Origin of the sequence: Rhodoferax sp. BAB1 (assembly GCF_013334205.1) — a bacterium.
Classification (GTDB): domain Bacteria; phylum Pseudomonadota; class Gammaproteobacteria; order Burkholderiales; family Burkholderiaceae_C; genus Hylemonella.
Map to the genome: position 1 here is coordinate 2851846 of NZ_CP054424.1, position 20193 is coordinate 2872038.

At 64.0% G+C, this 20193-nt stretch carries 18 protein-coding genes and 1 tRNA gene; 12 read left to right on the top strand and 7 right to left on the bottom strand.

Going from position 1 to position 20193, the window contains the following annotated elements; translation table 11 throughout:
* Entirely contained in the window at positions 1-1767 is a 1767-nt protein-coding gene (locus tag HTY51_RS13730; RefSeq protein WP_174253246.1) for a glycosyltransferase family 39 protein, read from the top strand.
* Here the strand turns inward: HTY51_RS13730 and HTY51_RS13735 are convergent.
* Both HTY51_RS13735 and HTY51_RS13740 read right to left on the bottom strand, forming a co-directional pair.
* Positions 1764-2417 carry a hypothetical protein gene (locus tag HTY51_RS13735; protein ID WP_174253247.1) on the bottom strand — a complete coding sequence of 218 codons (654 nt, stop codon included), beginning with the start codon at positions 2415-2417 and terminating at the stop codon, positions 1764-1766. The genes HTY51_RS13730 and HTY51_RS13735 overlap by 4 nt on opposite strands.
* A gap of 9 nt (positions 2418-2426) precedes the next feature.
* Positions 2427-3512 (bottom strand): sialidase family protein, encoded by a 1086-nt coding sequence (locus HTY51_RS13740; protein WP_174253248.1) that lies wholly within the window; start codon positions 3510-3512, stop codon positions 2427-2429.
* 310 nt (positions 3513-3822) lie between these two features.
* On the opposite strand from HTY51_RS13740, the gene groES reads away from it, so the two are divergent.
* Both groES and groL read left to right on the top strand, forming a co-directional pair.
* Complete coding sequence (gene groES / locus HTY51_RS13745; RefSeq protein WP_174253249.1) at positions 3823-4113, top strand: co-chaperone GroES; 291 nt, start codon at positions 3823-3825, stop codon at positions 4111-4113.
* 60 nt (positions 4114-4173) lie between these two features.
* Positions 4174-5826 carry a chaperonin GroEL gene (groL, locus tag HTY51_RS13750; protein ID WP_174253250.1) on the top strand — a complete coding sequence of 551 codons (1653 nt, stop codon included), beginning with the start codon at positions 4174-4176 and terminating at the stop codon, positions 5824-5826.
* 183 nt (positions 5827-6009) lie between these two features.
* Here the strand turns inward: groL and pgi are convergent, their stop codons facing one another.
* Positions 6010-7569 (bottom strand): glucose-6-phosphate isomerase, encoded by a 1560-nt coding sequence (gene pgi, locus HTY51_RS13755; protein WP_174253251.1) that lies wholly within the window; start codon positions 7567-7569, stop codon positions 6010-6012.
* Positions 7569-8516: a transaldolase gene (gene tal / locus HTY51_RS13760; RefSeq protein WP_174253252.1), complete on the bottom strand. Its 948-nt coding sequence runs from the start codon at positions 8514-8516 to the stop codon at positions 7569-7571. Before tal ends, pgi begins: the two co-directional genes overlap by 1 nt.
* A 125-nt stretch (positions 8517-8641) precedes the next feature.
* On the opposite strand from tal, the gene HTY51_RS13765 reads away from it, so the two are divergent.
* Positions 8642-9490: a MurR/RpiR family transcriptional regulator gene (locus HTY51_RS13765; protein WP_174253253.1), complete on the top strand. Its 849-nt coding sequence runs from the start codon at positions 8642-8644 to the stop codon at positions 9488-9490.
* A gap of 15 nt (positions 9491-9505) precedes the next feature.
* Here the strand turns inward: HTY51_RS13765 and HTY51_RS13770 are convergent, their stop codons facing one another.
* Together HTY51_RS13770 and HTY51_RS13775 are read right to left on the bottom strand one after the other, a co-directional pair.
* Complete coding sequence (locus HTY51_RS13770) at positions 9506-10261, bottom strand: DUF3047 domain-containing protein (RefSeq protein ID WP_254606890.1); 756 nt, start codon at positions 10259-10261, stop codon at positions 9506-9508.
* A gap of 120 nt (positions 10262-10381) precedes the next feature.
* Positions 10382-11452 carry a porin gene (locus HTY51_RS13775; RefSeq protein WP_174253254.1) on the bottom strand — a complete coding sequence of 357 codons (1071 nt, stop codon included), beginning with the start codon at positions 11450-11452 and terminating at the stop codon, positions 10382-10384.
* Positions 11453-11711: 259 nt separating this feature from the next.
* Here HTY51_RS13775 and HTY51_RS13780 point away from each other — a divergent pair, with 259 nt between their 5' ends.
* Entirely contained in the window at positions 11712-11987 is a 276-nt protein-coding gene (locus HTY51_RS13780; RefSeq protein ID WP_174253255.1) for a type II toxin-antitoxin system Phd/YefM family antitoxin, read from the top strand.
* A gap of 18 nt (positions 11988-12005) precedes the next feature.
* On the top strand, positions 12006-12635 hold the full coding sequence (gene coq7 / locus HTY51_RS13785) for a 2-polyprenyl-3-methyl-6-methoxy-1,4-benzoquinone monooxygenase (RefSeq protein WP_174253256.1): 630 nt from the start codon (positions 12006-12008) through the stop codon (positions 12633-12635).
* A 161-nt stretch (positions 12636-12796) separates the two neighbouring features.
* On the opposite strand, the gene HTY51_RS13790 is transcribed toward coq7, so the two are convergent.
* Positions 12797-13246: an OsmC family protein gene (locus HTY51_RS13790; protein ID WP_174253257.1), complete on the bottom strand. Its 450-nt coding sequence runs from the start codon at positions 13244-13246 to the stop codon at positions 12797-12799.
* Between the two features lie 59 nt (positions 13247-13305).
* On the opposite strand from HTY51_RS13790, the gene ilvA reads away from it, so the two are divergent.
* The 6 genes from ilvA (at position 13306) to HTY51_RS13820 (ending at position 20181) form a co-directional block, all read left to right on the top strand.
* The gene (ilvA, locus tag HTY51_RS13795; protein ID WP_174253258.1) at positions 13306-14853 is read left to right on the top strand and encodes a threonine ammonia-lyase, biosynthetic; all 1548 of its coding nucleotides are present in this window, start codon (positions 13306-13308) and stop codon (positions 14851-14853) included.
* Positions 14854-14875: 22 nt separating this feature from the next.
* Positions 14876-15655: an enoyl-CoA hydratase gene (locus tag HTY51_RS13800; protein WP_174253259.1), complete on the top strand. Its 780-nt coding sequence runs from the start codon at positions 14876-14878 to the stop codon at positions 15653-15655.
* Between the two features lie 31 nt (positions 15656-15686).
* Positions 15687-15763: transfer RNA gene (locus HTY51_RS13805), tRNA-Met, on the top strand.
* 204 nt (positions 15764-15967) lie between these two features.
* Positions 15968-18262 carry a glycosyltransferase family 41 protein gene (locus HTY51_RS13810; protein WP_174253260.1) on the top strand — a complete coding sequence of 765 codons (2295 nt, stop codon included), beginning with the start codon at positions 15968-15970 and terminating at the stop codon, positions 18260-18262.
* A 28-nt stretch (positions 18263-18290) separates the two neighbouring features.
* Positions 18291-19694 (top strand): FkbM family methyltransferase, encoded by a 1404-nt coding sequence (locus tag HTY51_RS13815; RefSeq protein ID WP_174253261.1) that lies wholly within the window; start codon positions 18291-18293, stop codon positions 19692-19694.
* 79 nt (positions 19695-19773) lie between these two features.
* A complete protein-coding gene (locus HTY51_RS13820; protein WP_254606891.1) occupies positions 19774-20181 on the top strand; it encodes a hypothetical protein in 408 nt (135 codons plus the stop codon).
* Positions 20182-20193: the final 12 nt, after the last annotated feature.

Sequence of the window (20193 nt, forward strand, 5' to 3'; positions counted from 1 at the left end):
ATGCAAGTCCTCCCCCCTACTCCCGAACGCTATTCCACCGCCTTCTGGCTGGCGGTCCTCCTGCTGGGTCTTTGCGTTTATGCATTGGGCATCGGCGGCCAGTACGTGCCGACCAATGGCGACGAAATGGTCTACGCCCACATCGCGCGTGAAACCGCCGAGACCGGCCAGTGGCTGCCGCTGGCCTCGGAACTGGAGAACATGCGTAATACCAAGCCGCCCCTGCTGATCTGGCAGGCCATGGTCGCCGGTGGCTGGGGCGATCGCTGGACACTGGTTGCCCTACGCACGCCCAGCCTGCTCTACCTGCTGCTCATCTGCGGCGCCCTGGTGCTGAGCCTGCGCGCCGTGACCCAACGCTGGCAGGAAGGATTGGCGGCAGCCTGCCTTTTCCTCGCCTTCCTCAGCACATTCCGCTACGGCCGGCCTTATCTCACCAGCGCCGCCGAAACCTTCTGGTTCAGCCTGCCGCTGTTCGCGCTCATCATCCAGCGCGCTCGTCTGCCGGCTTCCTGCCCCGGATGGATCGCGCATGCGCTCTTTGGCATCGCCCTGGGCCTAGGCCTGGCCTACAAGTCCTTCGCGCTCGTGGCCCCCGCGGCGGCGGCCTGGTGGCTGGCCCTGGTGGTCAGCGAGTCGCACCTGAGTTGGACCGCCCCGTTGCGCCACACCTTGCGCGTGGCCTTCAGCGCGCTACTGGCGCTGGGCGTGTTCGCCCTGTGGTTCGTGCTGGACCCCGATCCGCAATCGGTGTGGCGCGAATTCATCGTGGGTGAGAACGCCGCCAAGTTCGCCGACACGCGTGGTTACTGGCGCGCCGCCCTGGCTTTCGATGGCTCGGGCATCTGGTCTCAGCTGCTGGCTTATGCGGTGAACGCGGGCCTGCTGTTTTTCGTGCTGCCTGGCCTGGTCTGGCTAGGGCTGAAAGCTTTGCCGCAGCTGCGCCGGCACTGGCCCCTGCCCGCAACGCAAGCCATCCTGCTGGCCTGGGCCTTGGTCTGGCTGCTGGTGTTCATCTTCCCCAGCCAGCGCTCGGCCCGTTACGTGATCCCGGCCATGCCGGCCGTGGCCATGCTGCTGGCCTTGTACTGGCGCGACATTCCGCGCGCCTGGTTCCTGCCCACACTGCTGCTGGCCGCACCGGTCCTGCTGGTACTGACACGCCTGGCCTGGGTAGGCTATGAGATCGGCCTGGCTTCCGTGCCCGAGATCAGTCTCACGCTGGGGATCGTGGTCACCGCTCTCGTCTGCATCGTGGCGGGCCTGTGGCGCAGCGCCTGGAGCCGCGGCGCGGCCGTGCTGACCACTCTACTGGTCTACGCCGCCTTCAACGCCCTGGTCACCCCCATGGACGGCCCCGCCGGCCGTTACGACGAGCGCGCCATCGCGGCAGCACCGGCCGGTCGCATTGCCGTGCCCTCGGGCTTCAACGGTCAGTTCGAACGTTTCCAGTTCCTGCTGCCCGGCGCGCACCAGTTCCTGCCCTATGACAGCCGCGCTCAGGCGCGCGCACGCCGTGGTCCCGATGCCGAGGGCCAGGCGCAGGCCGCGGAGGAATTGCACCAACTGTTGAACACGCACGAGGCGGTGATCTGGGCCGCCAGCCATGGCGAACAGACCACGCCGCCCTGTCTGCCGGGTTGCCGAGTGCTGGGCGAACGCTGGTTGCTGACCAGCCGGCACGCGCCGGGCGAGATCCGCAAGGACAACCTCTGGTACCCGCAGCAGTGGCTGTACCGCAGGGAATGGTTGCTGGTGCGCTCTTAAGCGTGAGAACGGCGCAAGTGGCGCCGCAGCCAGTCCACCTGGAGCAGCAGCCAGAACCAGGGGTCCAGCACCGCATCCCAGACATTGCCGCTGGGCAGACGCATAAGCACATGCAGCAACAGCGCAGTCACCAGCAGACCGGACAGGGTTGCGTTGCCGCGCAGCAGCCACGGCAGACAGGCCAGCAGCACCAGCGCCCCCAGCGTCAGCGGTGCAAAACCCCATGCATACAGGCTCAGCGGCAACAGGGCAAAAGTGTCGAGCAGCAGGGCCCAGCCCAGCAGAACCAGGGCCGGCGTCCCGAAACGCAAGCTCTCGAACCCACTGGCACCCGGTGTCTGCGGTCGGTAGTATCGCAACAGCACCCAGGCGCACAACAGCGCCAGCAAGCCGCTCGGTGCACGAAACGCCAGGCCCAGCCAGAAGGCGGGCGACAGCCCGCCGGGCAGCAGGCAGCAGAGCAGCAGGAGCGGCGGCAGCCAGCGCTGTAGGCCCATCGGGTTCAGCCCGCGGTGGCGCAGCAGCACGAGCGCCAGGACGGCCAGCACCAGTCCCCAGGCCAGCCCCAGGTAGAGACGACCCGCCAGCGGGGCGGGCAATGCACTCACCTGCGTTGACAGCAGGGCAGTGGACAGCTGACTCAGTTCCATCAACCGGTCCTAGGGTGCCACCGGCACAAAAATGTAGCGCTGCCAGGCAATCGCCTGGCGTTGCTCGGTGTAACTGACCCATAGGCTATCGTCGGCCCAGGCCATGGAGGGGTAGGACATCTCGCTGCCCGCCGGGGCCTGTGCCAGCGTTTCCAGCACCGTCCACTCCAGGCCATCGCGCGACTGGCTCAACACCAGTTGCGCCCGGGATTCGGCGCGCGGGTTATGCGCCAGGAACATCAGCTCAGGCCGCAGCGCCAGGCCCGCCACGGCAGCGTCGGGGTTGGCGGGTCCGGGGTCGGGCAGGTCCAACCAGCTGCGCCCGCCGTCGCTAGTCTGCACCGCGCGCAGCTTTCGGTCCGTGCGGTTGTCGCGCAGCAGGGCCAGCCATTCGGTCTCGCTGCGTGCGAGCAAGGTGGGTTGCAGCAGGTCGCGGCGCTGCGACATGCGCGTCAAACCGCGAAACTCACCGGCCGCATCAAAGCGCAGGGCCACGGGGTACTTCACACCGATTTCGAAATACACCGGCAGGACCATGCCGCCATCAGCCAGCGGCAAGGGCATGGCGCGCACCAGGTGGCTGGTGTTCCAAAGCCAGGACAGGGGCAAGGTGCGCAGCGGCACAAAAGGCTGTTGCGCAGCGTCCTGGCGCAAATGCAGGATACGCCCGGCCGCCCAGCCGCCCAGGCCCGTGGCCACCACAAACAGATGGGTACGCCCCTGGCCATCGCGCCAGGCCACCGGGTTACCGATGCGCCGCAGGCCATGGCCCAATTGCGCGGCGGCAGCGTGCCGATTCACCACATAAGTGGCCGGAGTCCACTGCTGGGTGGCGCGCTCGAACTGGGAAAAGGCAATCTGTACGTCCGCCCCGCTTTCGCGGGAACCGGCAAACCAGTAGGCCTGCACGGCCGCCGCATGGCCCGCCGGCATGGCCAGCAAGGAGCTGGCATGGGCTGCGGGCGTGTTCGGCGGCATGGGAATACGGCCGGCCGCCTTCAGGGCCAGCAGCGCCGGTGCCGGTGCGCCCGCCACCGGCCGGACGGCTTGTGCCGCTGGCAATGCCCCCCCGCACCACCACAGATCCACGGCCATGACGGCCAAGCCGAGGGCCAGGGCAAGCAGCCAGTAGCTGAGACGCGGTCTTGCAGGCCTGGGATTCGACGTATCAGTCACGAATAAGCGTGGAAAACGGAACGTTGTCGGGAGGAAGCAGCCCCGCAGTGTAGCGAATCCCCTCCGCCCCCCCCCAGGCGGCCGATCTTGAAACAGGGCAAAAAAGCCTTATGATTAGCACTCGTTGGATTCGAGTGCTAACACCTCGAGTTCAAGACAAGTTAATGAGCACTAACTTTTGGTGCTCGCTTATTTTGCTAACCCTGTTTCTAACTGTAGGAGATACCTGATGAAACTGCGTCCTCTGGCCGATCGCGTGATTGTCAAGCGCGTTGAAAACGAAACCAAGACCGCCTCCGGCATCGTCATCCCCGACAGCGCCGCCGAGAAGCCGGACCAGGGCGAAGTCCTGGCTGTGGGCCCCGGCCGCAAGAACGACAAGGGCGAGATCATCGCCATGAACGTCAAGGTCGGCGACCGCGTCCTGTTCGGCAAGTACAGCGGCCAGACCGTCAAGGTCGGCGGCGACGAACTGCTGGTCATGAAGGAAGAAGACCTGTTTGCTGTTGTCGAGAAGTAAATCGCAACGCGATTGATCCATCCGACTTAATCGTTTGAACTTGAATCTGGAGTAATACACATGGCAGCTAAAGACGTAATTTTCGGCGGTGAAGCACGTGCCCGCATGGTCGAAGGCGTGAACATCCTGGCCAACGCGGTCAAGGTAACCCTGGGCCCCAAGGGCCGTAACGTGGTGCTCGAGCGCTCTTTCGGCGCCCCCACCGTGACCAAGGACGGTGTGTCCGTGGCCAAGGAAATCGAACTGAAGGACAAGCTGCAGAACATGGGCGCGCAGATGGTCAAGGAAGTTGCTTCCAAGACCAGCGACAACGCCGGTGACGGCACCACCACCGCCACCGTGCTGGCCCAGGCCATCGTGCGCGAAGGCATGAAGTACGTGGCCGCCGGCATGAACCCCATGGACCTGAAGCGCGGCATCGACAAGGCCGTGACGGCCCTGATCGAGCAGCTGAAGAAGGCTTCCAAGCCCACCACCACCTCCAAGGAGATCGCCCAGGTCGGCTCCATCTCCGCCAACAGCGACGTCAGCATCGGCGAGATCATCGCCAATGCCATGGACAAGGTCGGCAAGGAAGGCGTGATCACCGTGGAAGACGGCAAGTCCCTGCAGAACGAACTCGACGTCGTCGAGGGCATGCAGTTCGACCGTGGTTACCTGTCGCCCTACTTCATCAACAACCCCGAGAAGCAGGCCGCCCTGCTGGACAACCCCTTCGTGCTGCTGTACGACAAGAAGGTGTCCAACATCCGTGACCTGCTGCCCACGCTGGAGCAGGTTGCCAAGGCCGGCCGGCCGCTGCTGATCATTGCCGAGGACGTCGAGGGCGAAGCCCTGGCGACTCTGGTGGTCAACACCATCCGCGGCATCCTGAAGGTCGTGGCCGTCAAGGCTCCGGGCTTCGGCGACCGTCGCAAGGCCATGCTGGAAGACATCGCCATCCTGACCGGCGGCAAGGTCATCGCTGAAGAAGTGGGCCTGACCCTCGAGAAGGTGACCCTGGCCGATCTGGGCCAGGCCAAGCGCATCGAGGTGGGCAAGGAAAACACCATCATCATCGACGGCAACGGCGCTGCCGCTGACATCGAAGCCCGCGTCAAGCAAGTGCGCGTGCAAATCGAAGAAGCCACCAGCGACTACGACCGCGAGAAGCTGCAAGAGCGCGTGGCCAAGCTGGCCGGCGGTGTGGCCGTGATCAAGGTCGGCGCAGCCACCGAAGTCGAGATGAAGGAAAAGAAGGCCCGCGTGGAAGACGCCCTGCACGCCACCCGCGCTGCCGTGGAAGAAGGCATCGTGGCCGGTGGTGGCGTGGCCCTGCTGCGCGCCCGTCAGGCTGCTGGCACCATCAAGGGTGACAACGCCGACCAGGACGCCGGCATCAAGCTGGTGCTCAAGGCCATCGAAGCGCCCCTGCGCGAGATCGTCTACAACGCCGGCGGCGAGCCGAGCGTGGTCGTGAACGCCGTGCTGAATGGCAAGGGCAACTACGGCTTCAACGCCGCCAACGACACCTACGGCGACATGATCGAGATGGGCATTCTGGACCCGACCAAGGTGACCCGCACCGCCCTGCAGAACGCTGCCTCGGTCGCGTCTCTGATGCTGACCACCGAATGCATGGTGTCCGAGTCCCCGAAGGACGAGGGCGCTGCCGGCGGCGGCATGCCGGGCGGCATGGGTGGTATGGGCGGCATGGGCGACATGGGCATGTAAGTGCTCCTTGCCTGACGATCCAGGGCGTCGTTGCGGCGGCTTGCCGTACACAAACGTACTGTCTGCGCCGCCGCGCCTAGCCCTGAATCGCCATGCTGCGTCGGATGACACCACGTCACTCGGCACAAACAAAAAAACCCGCAGTGCTCGCGCGCTGCGGGTTTTTTCTTGGGCGTCTGCTTCCTAGCTGCGCAGGCGTTTGAGCAGACCCGCCGTCGATGCGTCCAGGCCGGTGGTGTCGCCGCTGGCCAGGCGCGGCTCGATGGCCTGGGCCAGCACCTTGCCGAGTTCCACGCCCCACTGGTCGAAGCTGTTGATGCCCCAGAGCGAGCCGGCCACGAACACGCGGTGCTCATACAAGGAGATCAGCGCCCCCAGACTGGCCGGCGTGAGTTCCTCCAACACCAGGAAGGTACTGGGCCGGTTGCCCGGCATGTGGCGGTGGCCGCCGGCATCCTGCTGCCCCAGCATCAGGGCCTGCGCCTGGGCCAGGCCATTGGCCAGCAGCTTGTGATGGTGCTCCGACAAATCGTGCGCCACCTTCTTCACGGCGATGAACTCCACCGGAATCACATCGCTGCCCTGGTGCAGCATCTGGAAATAGGCGTGCTGGCCGTTGGCGGCCGGCTCACCCCAGATCACCGCTGAAGTGGCATAGGGCAGGGCCTGCCCGGTCTCATCGACACGCTTGCCATTGCTCTCCATCTCCAGCTGCTGCAGGTAGGCCTGCATGCGGCGCAGGCCGCTGTGGTACGGCGCCACACTGCGGCTGCCGAAGCCGTGGAAGTTGCGGTACCAGACGTCGAGCAGGGCCAGCTGCACCGGCAGGTTGTGTTCCAGCGCTGCCGTGCGGAAATGCTCGTCCATGGCGTGGGCACCGGCCAGCAACTCACGAAAACGCTGCGGACCGATGGCGATGGCGATCGGCAGACCGATGGCCGACCACATGGAATAACGTCCGCCCACCCAGTCCCAGAAACCGAAGGTGGTGCTGATGCCGAATTCGGCCGCTGCTTGCACATTGCTGGTCAACGCGCAGAAATGGCGCGCGATGTTGCGCCCGCCTTGCGCCTCGAACCAGGCCTTGGCCGAGCGGGCGTTGGTCATGGTCTCCAGCGTGGTGAAGGACTTGGACGCCACCAGGAACAGCGTGCTCTCGGGCCGCACCTGGCGCAACACACCGCTGAGTTCATGGCCGTCCACGCTGGAGACAAAGTGGTAACGCTTGCCATGGTCGACGAATTCGTCCAGTGCCAGCACCGCCATCTGGGGCCCCAGGTCGGAGCCCCCGATGCCGATGTTCACCACGTCGGTGATGGCCGCATCCTCACGCACCGCCTGGGCATAAGCCAGCATGGCATTAAGCACCTGGTGCACTTCGCTTAACTCGCCTTGTACGTACGGCGTCAGCTGAGGGGCAGTGGCGCCGCCGGGATGGCGCAGCAGGAAGTGCATGGCGGCCCGGTCCTCCGTGCTGTTGACAGGCTCGCCACGGAACATGGCTTCACGGTGCTGCTCCGTCCCGCACTGGCGGGCCAGCTCGGTCAGCTGGGCCTGGATCGCGGCCTGGATCAGGTTCTTGGACAGGTCGGCGAACACATGCGGCGCCTGCAGGCTCAGGCGCTCGAAGCGGCCCTCGTCCGCAGCAAAAGCCTGGCGCAGGTCCAGGGATCGCCCCTGCGTCTCGTACAGCGCCCGCAAGGCCGTCCAGGCCGGCGTGCGGTCACATCGCATGCGTGTCATCAGGCAGAGCGTATCAGTTGCTCGAGCTTGAGCGTGTCGACCGCAAAGGCGCGGATGCCCTCGGCCAGCTTCTCGGTGGCCATGGCGTCTTCGTTGAGCGCATAACGGAAGCCCGCCTCGTCATACTGCACGGCCGGCAGGTCCAGGGCACGCGCGGCTTCCGGCTCCAGCGCCCGCTGCACCGGCGCCTCGCTGCCCGCCAGCTGGGCCAGCAGTTCTGGCGCGATGGTCAGCAGGTCACACCCCGCCAGCGCCACGATCTGGCCCGTGTTGCGAAAACTCGCGCCCATGACCTCGGTGGCGATGCCGTGGCGTTTGTAGTGGTTGTAGATGGCGCGCACGGATTTCACGCCCGGGTCGTTCGCGCCGCTGTTGGCCGCTTCGTCCCAGCTGCTGCCCGCGCTCTTCTTGTACCAGTCATAGATGCGCCCCACGAAAGGCGAGATCAATTGCACCCTGGCCTGCCCGCAGGCCACCGCCTGGGAAAAAGAAAACAGCAGCGTGAGATTGGTATGGATGCCGCGCTTCTCCAGCTGCGCCGCCGCCTGGATGCCCTCCCAGGTGGCGGCGATCTTGATCAGCACCCGGTCGACCGGGATGCTCAGCGCCTGGTAGAACTCGATGATGCGCTCGGCACGCGTCACCGTGGCCTGGGTGTCAAAGCTCAGACGGGCATCGACCTCGGTGGAAACGCGCCCCGGGATCAACGCCAGGATCTCGCAACCGAAACGCACCAGCAGCCGGTCCACGATCTCGTCCAGCGCACGGCCTCGGAACCGATCCACGGTCTCCTGCAGCAGCGGCCGGTACTCCGGCTTCTGCACCGCCTTGAGAATGAGGGAGGGATTGGTGGTCGCATCCTGCGGCCGGACAGCGGCCAGCTGGTGAAAGTCCCCGGTGTCGGCCACCACGGTGGTGAACTGGCGTAGTGCTTCGAGCTGGTTCATGGCTGTGGATTATCGATGAACCTGGAAACGGGCAGTCAACCGCCGTCTCCAGGTTGTAATAAAATTACACTCCGGCATCTTCGCCTGTAACCCTGCGCTGCCACAAGCGGTGCACAGGAATCCCCATGCTCGATCGTATCCGCGCTTCGCTGCCCTCTCTCGCTCCCGCTGAACAGCGCGTGGGCCAGCTCGTCCTGGCTGATCCGCGCGCCTTTGCCAACCTGCCGGTCAGCGAACTGGCCGACCGCTCGCATGTGAGCAAACCCACCGTGGTGCGCTTCTGCCGCAGCATGGGCTACGACGGTCTCTCCGACTTCAAGCTCAAGCTGGCCGGCACCGTCAGCGAGGGCGTGCCCTTCATCCACCGCAGCGTGGACGTGGACGACAAGACCAGCGACGTGGTGGTCAAGGTCATCGACAACACGGTCGCGGCCTTCCTGAAATACCGCAACGACGCGTCCACCGCCGCCATCGACAAGGCCGCCGCCATCCTGGCCGCCACCTACAAGACCGGCAAGCGCATCGAGTTCATCGGCGCGGGCAACTCGGGCATCGTGGCGCTGGACGCGCAGCACAAGTTCTTCCGTCTGGGCGTGAACACCGTGGCCTACAGCGACGGCCACATGCAGGTCATGAGCGCCTCGCTCATGGGCCCGGGTGACTGCCTGGTGGTCATCTCCAACTCGGGCCGCACACGCGACCTGATGGACGCCTGCGACATCGCGCGCAAGAACGGCGCCACCACCATCGTCATCACCACCAGCGGCTCGCCGCTGGCCATGGCCGGCCACATCCATCTGGCTGCCGACCACCCCGAAGGGTACGACCGCTACAGCCCCATGGTCTCGCGCCTGATGCACCTGATGATCGTGGACATCCTGGCCACCTGCGTGGCCCTGCGCATCGGCGGCAACCGCCTGCAGCCCATGCTCAAGGAAATGAAGAACAACCTGCGCAACAAGCGCTACGCCTGAAGCGCAGCCCCAGCACTAGGGGTTGCGTGCCAGCAAGGAGCCATCCAGTTCCACCGGCCCGTACCAGGCGCGGACATGGCTGCCGGTGTTGTCGCTGTCAGTCATGAGGGCCACGCCGATCAGCCGGCCGGGCTCTTCGCCGAACACCTTGCGGTAGTCGGCACGCACATCGCGCTCATAGTCCAGCCACTGGTCCAGCCGCGCCGTACCCGTTTCCACCACCAGCTTGCGGATGCGGTCGGTGCGCGGGTTGGTGATGATGCTGCCTGCCTCGCGCGTGGGGCACCAGACGTACATCAGCGTGGCATAGGGCAGGGGCTCACCCGTCATGAGCAAGGCCAGTTCGGACAGCATGTGGTCGCGCGCGGACAGGCGCGTGCGATCGCCCTCGAAAGACAGCACCACCCGCACCACAGCATCGGCCACCTCGCGCCGCGCCAGGTCGGCCTGGGGCATCAGGGCCGGCACCCTCCAGGAAAAACGGATCGCGCCAAGTTCGGCCGCCGGGATGCTCAGGCGCTGCCGCATCAAGCTGGCCGACGACAGGGCCTGCACTTCCAGCGCGGCACGCTGCCCGTCGCGCACCGGCACATAGGCGGTAGGCGTCTTGCCGGGCAGGGTCATGTGCGACCAGCCCGGGAGCATGGTTGATGCCGCTGGCTCGCTGCCGCCGCGCCCGATCGGCGGGGCGCTGCAGCCGGCCGACAACATGGCGGCGATCGGCAAAAGCCAGCGCAGCCCTTGCGTGAGCCCGGTGTGTTTTTTCGGCATAAAGGTGGGTCGGCCCGGGGGCCCTGCAGTCCAGTTCAGCTCTTCCATAAAAAAACCCTGCCGCGTTACCACGGCAGGGTTTTTAGCTTCAATCATCCACTGGCTTGCGCCAGCGTCAGATCAGAAGTTGTGGCGCAGGCCCACCAGGAAGGTGGTAGCGTCGTTGACGGTGGCGCCAGCGGCGACGTTGTCGGTCGACACGTTCACATAACGGACGTAGGTCGTGGTGCGCTTGCTCATGGCGTACTGCAGGCCGACAGCCAGGCTGTCCTTGTCCTGGTTGCTGGCCAGCTTGTCATCCACCATCTGGATGTTGGCGGTCAGGGTCAGGGCGGGCGACAGCGGCACGTCGGCAGCGACGTTCCAGCCGGTTTGCTCGACGGTGGTCGTGCCAGCAGCGTTCTTCGTCTCGTGGTCGTGACCACCCAGGGTGAACTTGGCGAAGCCGAAGTTGTAGGCCACGTAGTAGTTGGACTGGCTGATCTCGGTGCCGGAGTTCGCACCAGCGGTCTTGTTCAGGTCCGTGCTGTACACAGACACGCCACCAGCCAGCGGGCCGTTGGCATAGAACAGGCCGAGGTCGGACTGAGCACCCGTGCTCGTCGCACCAGTAGTGGCACCAGCGGTCTCGTTCTCAGGCACGTACATCAGGCCGAAGCTGAAGCCGGAGAAGTTGGGCGAACCGTAGACGATGGAGCTGTCGAAACGGGTCAGGGAAGTACCGAAACCGGCGCTGTTGGCGCGGCCGCCGTCCTTGGTGCCGAAACCGGCGCCACGGGCACCCTGAATCGTCAGCGAGGGGGTGTTGGGAGCGCCAAGCTTGATGGAGCCGAAGGCGCCTTCCAGGCCGACGAACATCTGGCCGTTGGCTTGGAAGCCGCTCACAGCAGCGGTACCGGTCACAGTGGTGCTGGTGACAGCAGCAGCGCCGCCGCCGGTGTCGGTCATTTCAAAGTTGTGCTCGTACAGGAACACAGCCTTCAGGCCGCCGCCCAGGTCTTCCATACCGCTCAGGGTGAAACCGGTCGTGGCAAGACCGTCGTTGTCGAGCACGCTGGAGTCGTAGGAGGTTCCATCGGCCTGGTCATTGCTGGTCATGCGATAGGTGGCATCCATCGTACCGGTGATGGTGACTTGGGCGAAAGCGCTGGTGGCAGCCAGGGCGGCCACGGCAATCAGGGTCTTTTTCATATTGAAAGTTCTCCAAAGGTTTAACAAGGGTCCCGAAGGGAGGTTTCGGTCCCCGGGCCAACCTCCTCTAACAAGGAAGTTGAAGGTATTGCACCAGAGGGCCTAGCCCGGGTCAAAGGAAAAACCCGGAGTCGGTCTGATTTCACCCGGCTTTCGTTGTCGCCCTGCAACATTGCCCAAACAAGAGGCAACCCTCGTATCAGCAATATGAACGCACGATGAAAAAGCGCCGAATCCAGAGCCGATAATGGAGCCCATCATGCAAACCCTGCTCGCGGACCTGGCCATCAGCATGTCCCAGTTCAAGAAGAACCCGGCGGCCGTGCTGCGCCAGGCGGCTGGCCAGCCGGTGGCCGTGCTCAACCACAACAAGGTCGACTTCTATCTGCTGGAGCCTGCGCTTTTGGCGACCCTGCTGGACGAAATCGGTCGGCTGCAAGCCGCCGCCTCGCCGGCCATGCAGCCGCCCCCACCGGGCACGCGCCGGCAACAACTGGAGGCCTTGTTGAGCCAGGCCAAAGCCGCCGGGCGCTGAATTCGGGACAATCCGGCCATGACCACGCCCATCGACGCCCTGCTCACCGCCGCCGACACCGCCCTGCGCACCCTGCTGGCCCCACCTCGCGCGGCCCAGCCCACACCGCGCCCGGCCGATCCGGACCAGGCATTGACGCCGGAGGAAAAACGCCTCTCGGCGGCTCTCATGCGCGTGAACCACGTGGGTGAGGTCTGTGCCCAGGCGCTTTACACCGCCCAGGCCCTGACCACGCCCAACCCGGCCCTGCGCGCGCACTTCACGCGCGCCTGCGCCGAAGAGACCGACCACCTGGCCTGGACCCAACAGCGCCTGGACGAGCTGGGCTCACGCACCTCGGCCCTCAACCCGCTCTGGTACGCCGGCGCCTTCGGCATCGGCCTGCTGGCCGGGCGCTTGGGCAATGCAATCAGCCTGGGTTTTGTGGTGGAAACCGAGCGCCAGGTGGAAGCCCACCTGATGAGCCATATGGACCGCCTGCCCGCCGGGGACATGACGTCGCGTGCCATCGTGACGCAGATGGCGGCCGACGAGGTGAAGCACGCGGTGGACGCGCAGAAGGCCGGGGCGATGGAACTGCCCGGGCCGGTGAAGGAGCTGATGCGCGCTGCGGCCAAGGTCATGACCACCACCGCTCACCACATCTAAAAACTGGCGAATAAATCTACTGCGCGACCCGATCGCGGCGTTGGGCGGTGCGCGCCATCCTCACGTACAGGTAGTACGTTCCGGTGGCTGTGCTCCGTCCGTCTTGCGCTCGGGCCTACGATTTCTTCGCCAGTTTTACGGCCTCCTCGGCCAGCCCTCTCTCAGGCCTCCAGTACCTCAAAACTGGTCGTGATCTCGGCCGTCTTGCCCAGCATGATGCTGGCCGAGCAGTATTTGTCGTGGCTCATCTTGATGGCGCGCTCCACGGCGCTGGCCGGGATGCCCTTGCCGGTCACGGTGAAATGCATGTGGATCTTGGTGAAGACCTTGGGATCTTCGGTGGCCCGCTCGCTCGTGAGCTTGACACTGCAGCCGCGCACCTCGTGCCGCCCGCGCTTGAGGATGAGCACCACATCGTAGGCGGTGCAGCCGCCGGTGCCGGCCAGCACGGTTTCCATGGGGCGCGGCGCCAGGTTCTGCCCGCCGTTTTCGGACTTGGCCGCGTCGGGCGCGCCATCCATCACCAGCACGTGGCCGCTGCCGGTTTCGGCCACGAAACCCATGTTGGAGCGCGCACCGGTGGCGCCGGTCCAGCTGACTGTGCATTCCATGTTCTGTTCCTTGTCAAAATGGGGGTCTGGCGCAAATTATCCCCATACCGCCAGCCCTCATGAAAAACAAAGTACTCCAGCCCGCCGATTACCTGAAGAAAATCCTGACCGCCCGCGTCTACGACGTGGCCGTGGAATCGCCCTTCGAGCCCGCGAAGACATTGAGCCGCCGCCTGCACAACAAGGTGCTGCTCAAGCGCGAGGACCAGCAGGCCGTGTTCAGCTTCAAGCTGCGAGGTGCCTACAACAAGATGGCGCATCTCTCCCCGGCTGAACTCAAGAAGGGGGTGATCTGCGCTTCGGCCGGCAATCACGCCCAGGGTGTGGCGTTGGGCGCGCACCGGCTGGGCGCACGCGCCGTGATCGTGATGCCCACCACCACACCGCAACTCAAGATCGATGCCGTCAAGGCCCTGGGCGGCGAAGTGGTGCTGCAGGGCGACAGCTATTCCGACGCCTACAGCCATGCCCTGACCCTGCAGAAAAAGCAGGGACTGACCTTCGTGCACCCCTTTGACGACCCGGACGTGATCGCCGGCCAGGGCACCATCGCCATGGAGATGCTGCGCCAGCACCAGGGCCCGCTGGACGCGGTGTTCGTGGCCATCGGCGGCGGCGGCCTGATCAGCGGCGTGGCGGCCTACATCAAGGCCGTGCGCCCCGAGGTGAAGGTCATCGGCGTGCAGATGAACGACTCCAACGCCATGATCCAGTCGGTGCGCGCGGGCAAACGCGTCACGCTGCAGGACGTGGGCCTGTTCTCCGACGGCACCGCCGTGAAGCTGGTGGGTGAGGAGACCTTTCGCCTGACGCGCAAGCTGGTCGACGACTACATCGAGGTCGACACCGACGCCGTCTGCGCCGCCATCAAGGACGTCTTCGTGGACACGCGCTCCATCGTGGAGCCGGCCGGCGCGCTGGCCGTGGCCGCCATCAAGCAGTACGTGGCGAAGCACAAGACCAAAGGCCAGACCTATGCCGCCATCCTCTGCGGCGCCAACATGAACTTCGACCGCCTGCGCTTCGTGGCAGAGCGCGCCGAAGTGGGCGAGGAGCGCGAGGCGCTGTTCGCCGTGACCATCCCCGAGGAGCGCGGCAGCTTCCGCCGCTTCTGCGAACTGATCGGCACCCTGCCCGGCGGGCCGCGCAACGTGACCGAGTTCAACTACCGCATCAGCGACGACCGGGAAGCCCATGTGTTCGTCGGCCTGACCACTTCGGCCAAAGGCGAGAGCGGCAAGATCGCGACCAACTTCAAACGCCACGGCTTCGCCACGCTGGACCTCACGCACGACGACCTGGCGCAGGAGCACATCCGCCACATGGTGGGTGGCCATTCTGCACTGGCGAAAGACGAGCGGCTGCTGCGTTTCGTCTTCCCCGAGCGACCGGGCGCGCTGATGAAGTTCCTGAACCTGATGCGGCCCAACTGGAACATCAGCCTCTTCCACTACCGCAACCAGGGGGCCGACTACGGCCGCATCCTGGTGGGCCTCCAGGTGCCCAAGGCCGACGACAAGGCTTTTGCCAAATTCCTCGACACCCTGGGTTACGCCTATGTGGAGGAAACACGCAACCCGGCCTACCGCATGTTCCTGCAAGCCTGAGCACCACTGAATTGGAGACCCCATGACTTATGAACTGATCCAGGTGCGCACCGAGGCCGGCAAGGTCGGCATCATCACCCTGAACCGCCCCAAGCAGCTCAATGCCCTGAACGACCAGTTGATGGACGAGCTGGGTGCGGCGCTCAAGGCGTTTGACGCCGACGCGGCCATCGCTTGCATGATCATTACAGGCAGCGAAAAAGCCTTTGCCGCCGGCGCCGACATCGGCGCCATGGCAAATTACAGCTTTGCCGACGTCTACAAGGGCGACTACATCACGCGCAACTGGGAAACCCTGCGCAGCATACGCAAGCCGGTGATTGCCGCCGTCAGCGGCTTTGCCCTGGGCGGTGGCTGCGAGATGGCCATGATGTGCGACTTCATCATCGCCGCCGACAACGCCCGCTTCGGCCAGCCCGAGATCAAGCTCGGTGTCATCCCCGGCGCCGGCGGCACCCAGCGCCTGCCACGCGCCGTGGGCAAGGCCAAGGCCATGGACATGACGCTGACCGGCCGCATGATGGACGCGACGGAAGCCGAGCGCGCCGGCCTGGTCAGCCGCGTAGTGGCAGTGGACAAATTAATGGAGGAGGCCCTGGGCGCCGCCCTGATGATCAGCGACTACTCCCAGGTGGCCGTGATGGCCGCCAAGGAAGCCGTGAACCGGGCCTTCGAAGGCAGCTTGAACGACGGCGTGATGTTCGAGCGCCGCCTCTTCCACGCCCTGTTTGCGACGGCGGACCAGAAAGAGGGCATGGACGCCTTTGTCAACAAGCGCAAGCCCGCTTTCCGGAATTGCTGAGGCGGCAAAAAACGGTATAATTTGCCCCGTTGGTGATATAGCTCAGTTGGTTAGAGCGCAGCATTCATAATGCTGATGTCGGTGGTTCAAATCCACCTATCACCACCAGACATCAACCCCTTGCAGGCCTGCCTGCAGGGGGTTTTTCATTCCGGGTACCGCCACATGCCTTCAATGCCCGCTGAACATTCATCAACTGCACCCTGCGGGCCCTCAATGCTGTCCCGCAAAATAAGGCCTTAATATGCCTTTGTCGCAGTAGCAGTGCCGCAACCGACGTGACCCTCTCCTGCCGCTGACCCGCACACACCCATGTCGCACCCTCTTCTCGCCCAGTACGTCAACGCGGCCCATGCCGCCAACCAGCAAGGACAGCCTGCCAAGGCGGTCGAATACAGCCAGCTGGCGCTGGCGCTGAACCCGGGCATACCCGAAGCGTGGTTCAACTTGGGCATCGCACAAGCCCGGCTGGGCCAGAAGCAGGCCGCCATCACCGCCCTTGAGCAGGCACGCTTGCGATCCATGGGCTCGGCCGTCGGACTCAACAGCATCGGGCTGCATCTGCTCGAACTGGGGGCGCTGGAGTCGGCCGAAACCTGCCTGCGACGTGCCATTGATCTGATGCCTCAATTCGCCTACGCACACTCGAACCTGGGCAAGCTATACCGCAAGCGCAAGTTGCCAGAAAAGGCCAAAGAGCATGTACTTCGCGCCATCGAACTGGCCCCCCAGGAACCCCTGCTGCATGTCAACCTAGCCGGAATATGCATCGATCTGAAGCGGTATGCAGATGCAGAACAGGCAGCCCGTCGCGCCATTGAGCTGGCTCCTGGCCAGGCCCAAGCCTGGGTCAATCTTTCGGCTGCCCTGCACAAACAGCACAGACTCGATGAAGCGGAGGCCGCCACACGCAAGGCCCTGGCGTTGGCCGAGGAACTCCCGGAAGCCTGGGAAAGCCTGGGGGTGATTCGCGTCGGGCAACACCGGTTCAAGGAAGCCGAAACAGTATTCAAGAAATCAGTAGCACTGAATCCCCTGTCCGCGGAGGCCTGGGCCGGTCTGGGCGCCATGTATGGGCTTCAATCCCGCCACGCGCATGCTGAAACTGCTTTTCGGAAATCTGTTGAGCTAGACCCGCATGCCGCTTCCGCGTGGTGTCAATTGGGCCTCGCGCTTAAGGAACTCAAGCGAGTTGACGAAGCGATGGGCTGCTTGCGCAAGGCCCATGCCCTGGACCAAGCACTCGACTACCTGCTTTGCTGGAAGCTCATAACGCAGGCCGCCGAGTGCGACTGGAGCGATCGGGAACGTGAGATCCACGAGCTAGCTTTAGGTTTGCAAGACGGACGGGCTTTTGCAGACCCCCTCAGCTTCATAGCACTGCTGGATGCCCCCAAAATACAGCGGATCACAGCTGAACGCTACGCAAAACAGGAACATCTGACCCCGTCGCCCCCCCTCGCACCAGCGCCCGGGGACGGACGTCGCCTCAGGATCGGCTACTTCTCGGCCGACTTCCGTGATCATCCGGTAGCCCAACTGCTTGTAGAGTCACTGGAGTTGCATGACAGATCGCGCTTCGAGGTATTCGGTTTTTCCTTTGGCGCAGAATCCACCAGCCCGCTGGGCCAGCGCATCGCCAAAGCCTTCGATCGTTTCCTCGACGTAGGCGAGATGAGCGACGCGCAGGTGATTATTCTGGCCCGCGAGCTGAAGCTGGACATCGCGATCAACTTGGGCGGGTACACGGCCGGACAGAGAACTAACCTGTTTGCTCAGCGAGTCGCTCCTATCCAAGTGAACTACCTGGGATTTCCAGGCACCATGGGCGCCGAGTACATGGACTACCTGATCACGGATGCCGTGGCTTCCCCCCCGGGCAGTGAGCCTTTTTATACCGAGAAGCTGGCCCGCGTGCCCAACTGCTTCATGCCCCACGACAGCCAGCAGACCATCTCTGACCACACCCCGCCACGCAGCGAATTCGGTTTGCCCGAGACAGGGTTCGTTTTTTGCTGCTTCAATAACTACTACAAGATCAGCCCTGAGGTATTCGATATCTGGATGCGCCTGCTCAAGGGTGTGGTCGGTTCTGTGCTGTGGCTCTCAGATGGTCCGGCTGTGGCCAAGGAGAATCTGCGCCGCGAGGCTGCCGCGCGTGGCGTGGATCCTGTCCGGCTGGTCTTTGCACGGCGCGTGGATGCCATGGCTGATCACCTGGCACGCTACCGGCTGGCCGACCTTTTCCTCGACACCCTGCCCTACAACGCGCACACCACGGCCTGCGATGCCCTGTGGGCAGGTGTACCGGTCCTCACAAGGATGGGGCAATCTTTCGCCAGCCGGGTGGCGGCCAGCCTGCTGCACGCTGTAGGCCTACCAGAGCTGGTGACCGAATCCGCCGAGGACTACGAAATGCTGGCACTGGGTTTGGCGCTTAATCCCGCCCGACTGCGCCTCCTACGGCAACAGCTGTCCGACAAGCGGTTGACATCGCCATTGTTCAGGACGGGGCAACTCACACGCGACATCGAGACCCTCTACACCACCATGCATCAGCGGCAAGTGGAGGGGGCAAAAGCCGAGAACATTGATGCCCGAACATAATCGGCAACCTGTCGCCTGAAACCTGTCCATGTCCGCCAAAATCACCCTCCGATTTGCCGACGGTATCGCTGTCGTCGTGCCTGATTCCCTCAATCTGATCACCCCTTACGTACTCAAAGAGCAAGGGGACTGGTTCGAGGACGAAATCAAGTTCGTGCGTCAAGTCCTACGCCCGGGTGAAACAGCGATCGACATCGGGGCTAACTATGGGCTCTTCACCCTGAGCCTAGCCCAGTCCGTCGGTGGAGAAGGCAAGGTATGGGCATTCGAGCCCGCCTCATCAACTGCCGCATTCCTGGCCGAAAGCATAGCCGCCAACCAATGGCGCCACATTACCCTGGACCAGCGCGCCCTTTCCGATCGCCAGGGAACAGCCAGGCTCTCACTGAACACCCACGCCGAACTCAACGAGATCGTCCGCGAGGGCGGGGCGACCGGTTCGTTTGAGACCGTAGGCCTGACCACCCTCGATGCCGCCATGGCTGAGTATGGATGGCAAAGCATAGACTTTTTGAAAATAGATGCTGAGGGCGAAGAGGCCGCCATCATCAAGGGCGGAAAGGATTTCTTCAGTACCTTATCGCCCTTGGTCCAATACGAAGTCAGGGCAGTAACGCAGTTGCATGTGGAACTGGTGCATGCGTTCAAGACGATCGGGTATGAGTCGTACCGCCTGGTTCCCGGCCTTGATCTGCTCGTTCCTTTTGTTCCTGAAGATCCCGTGGATGGGTTCCTGCTGAACCTGTTCTGCTGCAAGCCCGACCGGGCACACTCCCTCGCTGAACAAGGACACCTCATCCTGGCCAAAAATATGCGGCCTCGCGAGGAGCCTGCCATACTGGCGCGACTGAATGACCTCCAGCCCGGCCAATGGGAACAGGCACTCATCCGTTTTGCATATAGCCAGCAACTCCTCGATCACTGGAAGCAAACCGTCAGTCAAGGCCAATCAGGCGATCTGGAAACCGCACTGACCCTGCACAGCGCAGCGCACCGGACAGACTGTCCTCTTGCGGACCGATACCAGGCGCTGCAAGCCTGCATGGAGTTGTTGACCACCCTGTGCCAGCAAAGGGCGACACCATCGCGTCTCATCACCCTAGCCAGGGTGGCTCGCGAATTCGGTGCGCGTACAGTGGCAGTATCGGCGCTGAATGCGCTGATCAAATACCTCCAAGCCACACGACAGGTTGATCTAGGCGAGCCTTTTTTGGCCGCGAGCAAGTATTTCGAAACGCTGGATCCCCGCGGCTCCATCATTGAATGGTTCATTGGATCCGTATTGGAGGAGTTCGAACGTGCCTCAGCCTACTCATCCTTTTATACGGGCACCAGCGCCATCCCTCGCCTGGAAAATATCCAGCGCACGGGCTTCGGGAGCCCCGAGATGGCGAGACGCCTGGAACTGGTGAAAAAAAAGTTGGCGCTATGATCCCGTTTACGCTGATCTCGCGACTTGGCAAGAGATCAGACCCCATCCCCTCTGAATCCACAGCCTCTGGATATACACCATGAACCGCTGTCTCCGCCCCTTGCTGCTGCAGTTCTCTGTAGTGCACCTGATTTTTTGCCTGGGCCTCATGGCAGGCCCCCTCCATGTCCTGGCCCAAAGCCAGACCGGGGTCCACCTCCCCCAGCGCATCCCGCCGATCTCGGTCAAGGCCCAACGCGGGACCTTGCGCATCACCATGCCGCCCGAGGTGCTGCTCAATGGCCAGCCCGCCCGTCTGGCACCGGGCGCGCGCATCCGCAACCGCAACAATCTGATCACGGTCTCGGGCACCTTCATAGGCGAGGACCTGCCCGTGCGCTACACACGCGACCCGCTGGGGCTGGTGTTCGAGGTCTGGGTGCTCAGCGCCGAGGAAGCCGCAGCCGACCCCCTGCCGCCGTCCTACAGCAGCCCACCGGCCAACTGAGGCCGCAGCGGC